Below are 10,571 nucleotides of genomic sequence, written 5' to 3' on the forward strand. Positions count from 1 at the left end.
GATGCGGCGATGCGGCGATGAAGAACGCGCTGCCGATCACCGAGGTGCTCCAGCCGTGGTCGACGCACGGCAAGCGGCTCACCCGGGACGTGCCTGGCAGCGCCGTGGGACCGCGCTGCGTCCCACGGCGCGTCCCCGGGCGTCAGACGATCCGCACACCCGGTTCGTCCGACTCCACCCGCAGCGTCACCAGCGTCCGCGCGCTCGCCTGCGGCTTGAGCACCGTGTCCACGGCACGGACCCTCGCGTCGATGCCGTCGCGGCGGATGTCGAACAGGTGGTAGCCGCGGTGGGCGTCGATGAACTTCCAGTGCGGGTTGTCCGCCATGAGCGGGTCCCACTGCTTGTGGAAGGCGTCCTGGTCCTGGTCGCCGCTGCTGGAGATGGAAGTGCCGACGAACTCGGCGCCGACCACGTCCGAGTCGGGATCGGCGTAGTCCGTCCTGAGGTCGCTGATCATCGTCAGGTGGCGGTCGCCGCTGAGCACGACCGGGTTGCGGATCTCGGCGAACTCCTCCAGCAGCGCGTTGCGTTCGACCTGGTAGCCGTCCCACGCGTCGTAGTACCAGAGCTTGCCGTCGCCGGGCAGCAGGTCGGTCTCGGCCATCATGATCTGCGAGGCGATGAGGTTCCAGCGGGCCGGGGAGTCGTACAGCCCGTCGAGCAGCCACTGCTTCTGCTCGGCGCCGAGCATGGTCCGCGACGGCGCCTCGGCGCCCTCCTGGCTGGTGGCCTGGTCGCTGCGGTACTGCCGGGTGTCCAGGACGTTGAGCCGGGCCAGCCGGCCGAACTCCAGACGGCGGTACATCTGGATGTGCGGCCCCGTGGGGATCGCGGAGGCACGCACCGGCATGTGCTCGTAGTACGCCTGGAAGGCCGCCGTCATCCGGGCCGTGAACTTGTCGTGCGGCTGCTTGTCCGGGTCCTGCGGGATCTCGGCGGCCCAGTCGTTGTCCACCTCGTGGTCGTCGAAGGTGACCACCCAGGGGGCGCTCGCGTGCATCGCGGCGAGGTCGGGGTCGGTGCGGTACTGGGCGTACCGGTTGCGGTACTGCACGAGGGTGTACGGCTCGCCCTTGCCCTCGTGCCGCCGTACGGCCGTCGCCGAGGGCCCGGACTCGTAGATGTAGTCGCCGACGAAGAGCACGACGTCGGGGTCCTGGGCGAGCATGTCGGCGTACGGCGTGAAGTAGCCGTGCTGCCAGTTCTGGCAGGAGGCGAGGGCGACGCGCAGCGAGCCGCCCCGCCGGCGGGGGTGGGGCGCGGTGCGGGTCCGGCCGGTGGGCGAGAGCTGGTCGCCGGCCCGGAAGCGGTACCAGTACGGGCGGTCCGGGCGCAGGCCGCGGACGTCCACGTGGACGCTGTGGCCGAGTTCGGGGCGGGCCTCGGCGGTGCCCCGGCGGGCGACCCTGCGGAACCGCTCGTCCTCGGCGATCTCCCACGCCACGGGGAAGACCGCGTCGGGCATGCCGCCGCCGTTCAGCGGGTCGGGCGCGAGTCTGGTCCACAGCACGATCCCGTCGGGCAGCGGATCACCGGAGGCGACGCCGAGGGTGAACACCCCGTCGGGGAGCGGGGTGTCGGCGGCGCGGGCGGTGCCGGGCAGCCACAACTGGGCGGAGGCCGCGGCGCCGAGGACGGCGGCCCCGGCGGTCAGAAAGCGGCGGCGGTCGGGCGATGGTGCGGTCATGCGCTGACTCCCTTTGCCACAGTGGCCACTTGGACAGGTGGGTCGGACATGCGGAAGTTCCCACGGCCGGACGGTCCGCCTGCTGAACCAAGCCCATCGCGGGCATGACAACTAGGGAGACAACAGGAGACCCGTTGCGGCACGAGAAAACCGTCGCGCCACAACGGATCTGACGGTAGGTCGGAATCCGCCCCACCGCCGACACCCGCCCGGGGTGTTCTCCTGCTCCTTACGGGGTCAGTCGCCGAGCGACGCCCCGAACCGGGCCTGCGCGGCGGGCAGCCCGGCACCGGCCGGGCCGAACGAGAAGGCTCCGCGGGCGGTGATCCCGCCGGAGGCCGCCGGGAAGACCCACACCGCGCCGTCGCCGGCGTTCTCGTCCGGGTCGCCGACGAGCAGCCCGGCCCTCCGGTCGCCGTCGCCGTCGACCAGTGCCGTCGTCCGGCCGAACCGGTCCCCCTTCTCCGCGGTGCCGGGCACGCCCGCGGTGTCCTGGTGGAACACCCTGGCGCCCGTGCCGGTCAGGCCCTTCGCGCCGCCGCGCAGCACCAGCACGCTGCCCGCGTCGGTCACGGTGCCGAGATCCTCGCCGGGCAGCCCGGTGGCGACGTCGCCGTAGCCATCGCCGTCCGTGTCCCCGATCGACAGCCCGGAGCCCATCCCGTCGTGGTACTCGCCGGCCCCCGGCACCCCGGCGCTGTCCTGGTTGATCCACACCGGCTGGAGGGTGCCGGAGACGCCCTTCGGGCCGCCGTAGACCACGCCGAGCGCGCCGCCCCTGGTGGGCATGTCGACGTCGCTGTCGTAGCCGTCGGAGGAGTGGCCCACGACGATGTCGGCGTAGCGGTCGCGGTTGAGGTCCCCGATCGCGACCTCCTCCCCGCCGATCAGCCGGTGTCTGGTGTCCCACAGCAGACCCTTGTTCGTGAAGCCGGCGGGGCCGCCGAGCAGCAGGGTCACGCTCCGGGAGTCCGACTCGTCCATGAAGTGGCTGCGCACGGCGAGGTCGGCGGTGCCGTCGCCGTTCACGTCACCTGCGGCGAGCGACTCCACCAGTTCCATGCCGTCGGGGTCCACGCCGAAGTACGTCGTCCGGGTCCCGCCGGGCCTGGCCCGGGTGAACGGACCGTGCTGCACGGCACCGTCCGCCTGCCGTCCGGCCTCCCCGCCGACGCCCAGGCGCACCAGGTCCGGGTGCTTGTCACCGTCCACGTCGGCGACCGCGAAGTCCTTCAGCGCGGCGGCGCCCGGCAGCCCCGTCAGCGGCGTCGGCGTCGCCGACAGGCCCTTCGGCCCGCCCCAGTTGACCTGGACGAAGGTGCCGCGCTCGCCGTCCACGAGGGTCCGCGTCACGGCCGACAGCAGATCGGCGTAGCCGTCCTCGTCCAGGTCGGCGGTGCGCAGGTCGCTGCCGTAACCGCCCTGCGGCGACTGCGCGTTCTTCCGGCCCGGCCAGGTCAGCACCTGCTTGCGGGCGGTCGACAGGCCCTTCGCCGAGCCGTACAGCACGGTGACCGCGCCCGCGCCGCGCTGCTCGCCCAGGGCGGTGCCGGGGGCACCGATGGCGGCGTCGGCGTAGCCGTCGCCGTTGAAGTCGTCGTGCAGGCGCTTGCCGCTCACGGCCGGCCCGGTGCCCGCGTGCGCGGGGGCAGCGAGCACGCCGGCCGCGAGGACGAGGCCGGTGGCGAGGGCGAGACCGGTGGCGAGCGCCGGCCGGGTGCGGCGCTGAGGAGAGGAGTTCACGATTGTCCTGAAAAAGTGAATGAAACGTGGTCAGTTGGGGAAGACGGAGCCGAGTTCGGCGCCGGACGCGACCGTGCCGAGCGTGCGCGCGCCGACCGCGAAGGACCCCTTGGCGCTCGTCCGGCCCGGGAACACCCAGAACGCACCGGCACGGTTGTCCTCCCACGGCGCCGCGGCCACCGGCTCGGCCCGGCCGTCACCGTCGCCGTCCACGAGATGCACGGCGGCGCCGAACCAGTCGTCCTTCTCCGCCGTACCGGGCACGCCCGCGCTGTCCTGGCCGAACACCTTGGTCCCGGCACCGGTCACCCCGGAGCGGCCACCGGGGACGACGGCGAAGGTGCCCGGGCTGCGCAGCCCGCCGAAGTCCTCGAAGGGGATGCCCGCCACGATGTCCGCGCGGCCGTCACCGGTCACGTCGCCGACGGCCAGCGCACGCCCGAACCCGTCCCCGGCCTCCTGCGCACCGGGCACGCCGGGTGTGTCCTGGGTGATCACCCGGGGGAGGCCGGGGCCGAGGCCCTGCGTGCCCGCGTAGGAGATCCGCAGCGCGTCGGCGCCGACGACCAGGTCCGCGCGGCCGTCGCCGTCCAGGTCGCCGAGGGCCACGGCGTCGCCGTTCGACACGTGCTGGTCCTTCAGCTCGACGGGGGCACGCAGCCCGTCGCGGCTGCCGCGCGCGTAGAACACGCTGCCGCCGTAGTTGCCCTCGTCGTCCCAGTCGTACGCCCGGGCCAGCGTCACGATGTCGTCGGTGCCGTCGCCGTCGGTGTCGCCGACGGCCGACGCGACCGTGCTCAGGTCGCCGTCGATCAGCTCCGCGCCCTCCTGGGTGCCCGCGGGGCGGCCGTCCCGGCCGAACGGGCCGAGCAGCACCCGCCCGCCGCGCGCCAGGTCCTGGTGTCCGTCGCCGTCGAAGTCACCGGCGACGGTGAGCGGGTCCTGGTAGCGGCCGGTGCCCTCGGCGGGCAGCACCGTGCCGGAGGCGAACCCCTGCGGACCGCCCCACAGCACGGTCCGGCTGCCCACGCGGTCGGTGCCGCCCTGCGTCCACTGCTCGCCGCCCGCACCGACCAGCAGATCGGTGAACCCGTCGCCGTCCAGGTCCGCGGTGACGAGCCGGCTCCCGAACGTGTCGGACTTCTCCACGGCTCCGGGCACGCCGGGGGACGCCTGCGTGTACACCTTCTTGGCCTTGAGTCCCTGAGCGGACCCGTACAGCACCGCCACGTAACCGGCGCGCGTCTTGCCGCCCACGGTGGCGTAGGGCGCGGCGACGGCCAGATCGCCGTAGCCGTCGCCGTTGAAGTCGGCGCGCACCTGCTCGGCGGGACGCTGCGGGGCGGCGTCCGCCGCGGGGGCCGCCAGCAGGGCCCCGGCGGCCAGGGCGATGCCGGTGGCGAGCGCGAGGGTACGGCGGTGGAAGGAACGAGGCTGGTCAGGCACGTCGGCTCCGGTGGTCGTCAGGACACGGAAGTGCGGCACGGAAGCGGACCAAGATCCGTTCCGTGCCGCACAGTTCGACTCACCGGAGCCGGGCGGGGTTGTCCGGGAGGACACCGGGAATTCACCCGGGGTCCGGACAGGCCCGGCCGGGCCTCACTCGAACGGGTCGAACTCGTCGTACTCCCGCAGTACCTCGTCGCGCTCCGCCTGCTTGTCGCGCCGGCGCTGGGCGGCGGGCCGCGGCGCGTCGAAGCGGTGGTCCTCGCCGCGGCGGCCGAGCATCTCCGCGCCGGCCATGACCGTCGGCTCCCAGTCGAAGACGACCGCGTTCTCCTCGGGGCCGATGGCGACGCCGTCGCCCGCGCGGGCGCCCGCCTTCATCAGCTCCTCCTCGACACCGAGGCGGTTGAGCCGGTCGGCGAGGTAACCCACGGCCTCGTCGTTGTTGAAGTCGGTCTGGCGGACCCAGCGCTCGGGCTTCTCGCCGCGCACCCGGAACAGCGGCTCGCCGCCGACCTCCTCGCGTACGACGGTGAAGCCCGCGTCGTCCACGGCCTTGGGCCGGATGACGATCCGGGTCGCCTCCTCCTTCGGCTTGGCGGCGCGCGCCCGGGCGACCAGGTCACCGAGGGCGAAGGACAGCTCGCGCAGCCCGATGTGCGCCACGGCCGACACCTCGAAGACGCGGTAGCCGCGGGCCTCCAGGTCGGGGCGGACCATCTCGGCGAGGTCCTTGCCGTCCGGCACGTCCACCTTGTTCAGGACGACGATCCGGGGCCGGTTGTCGAGGCCGCCGTACTGCCGCAGCTCCTCCTCGATGACGTCGAGGTCGGAGACCGGGTCGCGGTCGGACTCCAGCGTCGCGGTGTCCAGCACGTGCACCAGCACGCTGCACCGCTCCACGTGCCGCAGGAACTCGAGGCCCAGGCCACGGCCCTGGCTGGCGCCGGGGATGAGACCGGGCACGTCGGCGATGGTGTAGACGGTCGAGCCGGCGGTGACGACGCCCAGGTTGGGCACCAGCGTCGTGAACGGGTAGTCGGCGATCTTCGGCTTGGCCGCGCTGAGCACGGAGATCAGCGAGGACTTGCCGGCGCTCGGGTAGCCGACCAGGGCCACGTCGGCGACGGTCTTCAGCTCCAGGACGATGTCCTGGACGTCACCGGGCACACCGAGCAGCGCGAAGCCGGGCGCCTTGCGGCGGGCGGAGGCCAGCGCCGCGTTGCCGAGGCCGCCCCGGCCGCCCTGCGCGGCGACGTACGAGGTGCCGTGGCCGACCAGGTCGGCGAGCACGTTGCCCGCCTTGTCCAGCACGACCGTGCCGTCCGGCACCGGCAGGATCAGGTCCTCGCCGTCCTTGCCGGAGCGGTTGCCGCCCTCGCCGGGCTTGCCGTTGGTGGCCTTGCGGTGCGGGGAGTGGTGGTAGTCGAGCAGCGTGGTGACCGACTGGTCGACGGTCAGGATGACGTCGCCGCCCCGGCCGCCGTTGCCGCCGTCGGGGCCGCCGAGCGGCTTGAACTTCTCACGGTGGACGGAGGCACAGCCGTGGCCCCCGTTACCCGCGGCGACGTGCAGTTCGACGCGGTCCACGAAGGTGGTCATGGTTCAGTGCCTCCAGAAGAAACGTGCAGGTATGTCTGTTGGGTAACACGCGAAAGGCGGACCCGCCTTCCCGACCGGGAAGTGAGGTCCGCCTCGCGCAAGCGTTTCGGCTCTGAATCAGGCGATCAGACGATCAGGTGATTCAGGCGACCGGAACGATGTTCACGACCTTGCGGCCACGGTGGGTACCGAACTCCACCGCACCGGCCTGCAGGGCGAACAGCGTGTCGTCGCCGCCACGGCCGACACCGGCGCCGGGGTGGAAGTGGGTGCCGCGCTGGCGGACCAGGATCTCACCCGCGTTCACGACCTGACCGCCGAAGCGCTTCACGCCGAGCCGCTGGGCGTTGGAGTCGCGACCGTTCCGGGTGGACGATGCGCCCTTCTTGTGTGCCATTTCTCCTCAGTCCCTTACTTCGCAGCCGTGGGGATCGACGTGACCTTGATCGCCGTGTACTGCTGGCGGTGGCCCTGCCGACGGCGGTAGCCGGTCTTGTTCTTGTAGCGCAGAATGTCGATCTTCTGGCCCTTGTGGTGGTCCACGACCTCGGCCTGGACCTTGATGCCGGCCAGCACCCACGGGTCGCTGGTCACGGAGTCGCCGTCGACAACGAGCAGGGTCGAGAGCTCGACCGTGTCGCCAACCTTGGCGGTGGAAATCTTGTCAACCTCAACGATGTCGCCGACAGCAACCTTGTGCTGGCGACCACCGCTGCGCACGATGGCGTACACGCGGATCTCACTTTCGCTCGAAGAAACGGCACCCCCGCAGGCCAGTCGTCCAGGAACACCACGGACGACCTCTCCCGGCCAACCGTGTGCCCGGGAGGAAGAGGTTTACGGGGATGTGGCGTGTTCAGTGGACACGCCGACGGTCAAGGTTACGGGGCCACGGCCGAGAGGGTCAAACCGGGCCCCTGGGGTGTGCGGCCGGTCACTCGGAGCGGCCCCACAAGTGCGCGGCCGGTCCGGTCGCTCAGGACCGGACCGGCCGCACACCGCGGGCGTCAGCCCTCGTCGCCGGCGGTGGAGACCGTGGTGGTCTTCTTCGCCGTGGACTTCGCGGCGGCCGTCTTGGCGGTCTTCGTCGCCTTCTTGGCCGTCGTCTTCTTGGCGGCCGTCTTCTTGGCCGCCGTCTTCTTGGCGGTGGTCTTCTTCGCCGCGGTCTTCTTGGCGGCCGTCTTACGGGTCGCCTTCTTGGCCGGAGCCGTGACCTCGGCGACCTCCTCGGCCGTCACCTCGGCGGCAGGGGCCTCGGGAGCCTCGGCAGCCGGGGCTTCCTCCGCCGCCGGAGCCGACGGGACGACCACGACGGCCGCCTCCTCGGGCGCGGTCGGCGCGGTGGCCTTGCGCACCGCACGGCGGCGCGGCCGGGCCGGGGCCGCGGCGGTCTCGGCCGCCACCGGCTTCTCGGCCTCCGCGGGCTCCCCGGCCGGGGCCTCGGCGACCGGAGCGGGCTGCTCCGCCGGGGCCTCGGCCGCAGGCGCGGCCTCCGGGACCGTCACCACGGCCGCCTCGGCACCCTCGGGGGAACCGGCCGGGGCCGACACCTTCCGGGTCGCCCGACGGCGCGTACGGCCCTTGGGCGCGGCCTCCTCGGCGGCGGGAGCCTCGGCCTGCGGCGCCGGGACCACCTGGTCCTCGACGGCCGCCGGCTCGGCCAGCGCCTCCGCGGCCGGCTCCGGCCGCACCGGGCGCGCCGCCGCCTCCTCGGCGGTGACCTCCTGGGCGGTCGGCACCTCGGCCTCCGCAGGCACCTCGGCCTCCGCGGCCTTCTCCGCCTTCTCGGCCTTCTCGGCCTTGGGCGCCCGCTCGGCCTTCTCCGCCTTCGCCTTCGGCGCGCCCGCCGGAGCGGACGCCCGGCGGCTCGCCCGGCGCCGCGTACGGCCACGGGTGGCCGCCGCCTCCGCCTCGGCGACGCTGCTGTACAGCTCCTCGTCCGGCGCGAACTCCGGCGCGGGCAGCGCGACCGGCTCGGCGGCCTCGGCGGCCACCTCCGCGGCGGTCTCCACCTCGGGCTCGACGGCCTCGCCGGTCTCCACGGCCACGGCGGCGGTCTCGTGCACGTGCTCGTGCACGGGCTCCGGTGCCTCGGCGCCCCGGCCGCGCTTCTTGCGCTTGCCGCCGCCACCGTTGGCGGTGGCCTGGTCCAGGTGGACGATGACACCGCGGCCGTTGCAGTGGACGCAGGTCTCGGAGAAGGACTCCAGCAGGCCCTGGCCGACCCGCTTGCGGGTCATCTGCACCAGACCCAGCGAGGTCACCTCGGCCACCTGGTGCTTCGTACGGTCGCGGCCCAGGCACTCCAGCAGGCGGCGCAGCACCAGGTCCCGGTTCGACTCCAGGACCATGTCGATGAAGTCGATCACGATGATGCCGCCGAGGTCGCGCAGCCGCAGCTGGCGCACGATCTCCTCGGCCGCCTCCAGGTTGTTCCTGGTGACCGTCTCCTCCAGGTTGCCGCCCTGGCCGGTGAACTTGCCGGTGTTGACGTCGATGACGACCATCGCCTCGGTCCGGTCGATCACCAGCGAACCGCCGCTGGGCAGCCAGACCTTGCGGTCCAGCGCCTTGGCGAGCTGCTCGTCGATCCGGTAGGTGGCGAAGACGTCGACCTCGCTCGTCCACTTCGACAGCCGGCCGGCCAGGTCCGGGGCGACGTGCGAGACGTAGCCGTGGATGGTCTGCCAGGCGTCGTCGCCGCTGACGATGACCTTGGAGAAGTCCTCGTTGAAGATGTCGCGCACGACCCGGACGGTCATGTCCGGCTCGCCGTACAGCAGCGTCGGCGCGTTGCCGTTCTTGGCCTTCTTCTGGATGTCCTCCCACTGCGCCTGCAGCCGCTCGACGTCCCGGCGCAGCTCGTCCTCGCTCGCGCCCTCGGCGGCGGTGCGCACGATGACGCCCGCGTCCTCGGGGACGATCTTCTTGAGGATGGACTTCAGCCGGGCCCGCTCGGTGTCGGGCAGCTTGCGGCTGATGCCGGTCATGGAGCCCTCGGGGACGTACACGAGGTAGCGGCCCGGCAGGGAGACCTGGCTGGTCAGACGCGCGCCCTTGTGCCCGATCGGGTCCTTGGTGACCTGCACGAGGACGGACTGGCCGGACTTCAGGGCGGACTCGATGCGGCGCGGCCCGTTGGCCATGCCGAGCGCCTCGAAGTTGACCTCACCGGCGTACAGCACCGCGTTGCGGCCCTTGCCGATGTCGATGAAGGCGGCCTCCATCGACGGCAGCACGTTCTGGACCTTGCCCAGGTAGACGTTGCCGACGTACGAGGTCGACTGCTCCTTGTTGACGTAGTGCTCGACGAGCACGCCGTCCTCCAGGACGCCGATCTGCGTACGGTCGCCGTGCTGACGGACGACCATCACGCGCTCGACGGCCTCGCGGCGGGCCAGGAACTCGGCCTCGGTGATGATCGGGACGCGGCGGCGCCCCTGCTCACGGCCTTCCCGGCGGCGCTGCTTCTTGGCCTCCAGACGGGTCGAGCCCTTGATGGACTGCACCTCGTCGGACGGCTCGCTGGGCTTGCGCGGCTCGCGGACCTTGACGACCGTGCGCTCCGGGTCGTCGGCGGACGGCTCGGTGTCGACACCGGTGTCACCGGCCCGGCGACGGCGGCGCCGGCGTCGGCGGCTGCTGGTGCTGGAGCCGCCGGACTCCTCGGAGTGGGCGTCCTCGGCGTCCTCCTCCTCCTGCTCGGCGGTGTCCTCGGCGTCCTGCGCGGCCTGCTCGGCGGCGAGTTCCTCGGCGTCGGCGTCCACGCCCTCGCCGGACTCGCCCTCGGCCGCGTCACCGCGCCGGCGACGGCGACCGCCGCGGCGGCGCCGGCGGCGCGAGCCGGACTCCTCGAAGCCCTCGGCGCCCTCGGTCTCGTCGCCCTCCTCGCCCTCGGCGAGGTCCTCGGCGGACTCGGGGGCCTCCTCGGCCTCCTCCTCTTCCTCGGCGGCGGCCTCGACCGGCCGGGTCTCCTCGGCGGCGCCACGCCGGCGCCGGCGCCGGCGGGCACCGGTCTCGACGCGCTCCTCGGCGTACTCCTCGGTCTCGGTCTCCTCCGTCCCGGCGGCCTCGGCGGCGGCTTCGGCGG

The 10,571-nt window shown here is 73.0% G+C and carries 7 protein-coding genes; all 7 read right to left on the minus strand.

Annotated elements, in window-relative coordinates; genetic code table 11:
* Window positions 1-142 precede the first annotated feature (142 nt).
* The gene (locus CCN44_RS00005; RefSeq protein WP_059249523.1) at window positions 143-1,690 is read right to left on the minus strand and encodes an alkaline phosphatase D family protein; all 1,548 of its coding nucleotides are present in this window, start codon (window positions 1,688-1,690) and stop codon (window positions 143-145) included.
* A gap of 237 nt (window positions 1,691-1,927) precedes the next feature.
* Window positions 1,928-3,433, minus strand: coding sequence for an FG-GAP-like repeat-containing protein (locus CCN44_RS00010; protein ID WP_086696531.1), 1,506 nt, complete (start codon window positions 3,431-3,433; stop codon window positions 1,928-1,930).
* A 30-nt stretch (window positions 3,434-3,463) separates the two neighbouring features.
* On the minus strand, window positions 3,464-4,879 hold the full coding sequence (locus tag CCN44_RS00015; RefSeq protein ID WP_086696533.1) for an FG-GAP-like repeat-containing protein: 1,416 nt from the start codon (window positions 4,877-4,879) through the stop codon (window positions 3,464-3,466).
* 153 nt (window positions 4,880-5,032) lie between these two features.
* The gene (gene obgE / locus CCN44_RS00020) at window positions 5,033-6,481 is read right to left on the minus strand and encodes a GTPase ObgE (protein WP_059249526.1); all 1,449 of its coding nucleotides are present in this window, start codon (window positions 6,479-6,481) and stop codon (window positions 5,033-5,035) included.
* A 142-nt stretch (window positions 6,482-6,623) separates the two neighbouring features.
* Window positions 6,624-6,878 (minus strand): 50S ribosomal protein L27, encoded by a 255-nt coding sequence (rpmA, locus tag CCN44_RS00025; protein ID WP_023550764.1) that lies wholly within the window; start codon window positions 6,876-6,878, stop codon window positions 6,624-6,626.
* 14 nt (window positions 6,879-6,892) lie between these two features.
* A complete protein-coding gene (gene rplU, locus CCN44_RS00030) occupies window positions 6,893-7,213 on the minus strand; it encodes a 50S ribosomal protein L21 (protein ID WP_028422127.1) in 321 nt (106 codons plus the stop codon).
* Window positions 7,214-7,488: 275 nt separating this feature from the next.
* Window positions 7,489-10,571, minus strand: a 3,083-nt coding sequence (locus tag CCN44_RS00035; RefSeq protein WP_086696532.1) for an Rne/Rng family ribonuclease, incomplete at its 5' end; no start/stop codon positions are given.

The organism is Streptomyces tricolor (assembly GCF_002155905.1).
GTDB classification, from domain to species: Bacteria; Actinomycetota; Actinomycetes; order Streptomycetales; family Streptomycetaceae; genus Streptomyces; species Streptomyces tricolor.